Source organism: Enterococcus sp. S183_ASV_20 (genome assembly GCF_018919685.1).
GTDB lineage: Bacteria > Bacillota > Bacilli > Lactobacillales > Enterococcaceae > Enterococcus > Enterococcus faecalis.
In genome coordinates, this window is sequence record NZ_JAHLRI010000149.1 from 1 (window position 1) to 1,010 (window position 1,010).

General features: G+C 33.6%; 1 protein-coding gene. It reads right to left on the bottom strand.

The window, feature by feature from the left end:
* Window positions 1-386 precede the first annotated feature (386 nt).
* Window positions 387-1,010 (bottom strand): 23S ribosomal RNA methyltransferase Erm (erm, locus tag KQI94_RS16115; RefSeq protein ID WP_114229740.1); only part of this gene is annotated, 624 nt, incomplete at its 5' end.

Here is a 1,010-nt window from a genome sequence, read left to right on the forward strand (position 1 = left end):
TCCGTACTCACTCGAGCATAGCCAAAAATCATAAAAAAACCTCCTTAATTTTATAATTTAAATGTACCATAACTCATTAAGTATAACTATATAGGAACTATGAAAAAGGAACGGATTTTGGTACTTGATTTACTTAAAAAACATTTAGAAAAAGCAGGAAAATGAAAAGGTACCATAAACGGTCGTTTATGGTACCATTCAAATTTATCCTTATTGTACAAAATAACAGCGAAATTTTTAAATCTATTCCTTATCGATACAAATTCCCCGTAGGCGCTAGGGACCTCTTTAGCTCCTTGGAAGCTGTCAGTAGTATACCTAATAATTTATCTACATTCCCTTTAGTAACGTGTAACTTTCCAAATTTACAAAAGCGACTCATAGAATTATTTCCTCCCGTTAAATAATAGATAACTATTAAAAATAGACAATACTTGCTCATAAGTAACGGTACTTAAATTGTTTACTTTGGCGTGTTTCATTGCTTGATGAAACTGATTTTTAGTAAACAGTTGACGATATTCTCGATTGACCCATTTTGAAACAAAGTACGTATATAGCTTCCAATATTTATCTGGAACATCTGTGGTATGGCGGGTAAGTTTTATTAAGACACTGTTTACTTTTGGTTTAGGATGAAAGCATTCCGCTGGCAGCTTAAGCAATTGCTGAATCGAGACTTGAGTGTGCAAGAGCAACCCTAGTGTTCGGTGAATATCCAAGGTACGCTTGTAGAATCCTTCTTCAACAATCAGATAGATGTCAGACGCATGGCTTTCAAAAACCACTTTTTTAATAATTTGTGTGCTTAAATGGTAAGGAATATTCCCAACAATTTTATACCTCTGTTTGTTAGGGAATTGAAACTGTAGAATATCTTGGTGAATTAAAGTGACACGAATGTTCAGTTTTAATTTTTCTGACGATAAGTTGAATAGATGACTGTCTAATTCAATAGACGTTACCTGTTTACTTATTTTAGCCAGTTTCGTCGTTAAATGCCCTTTACC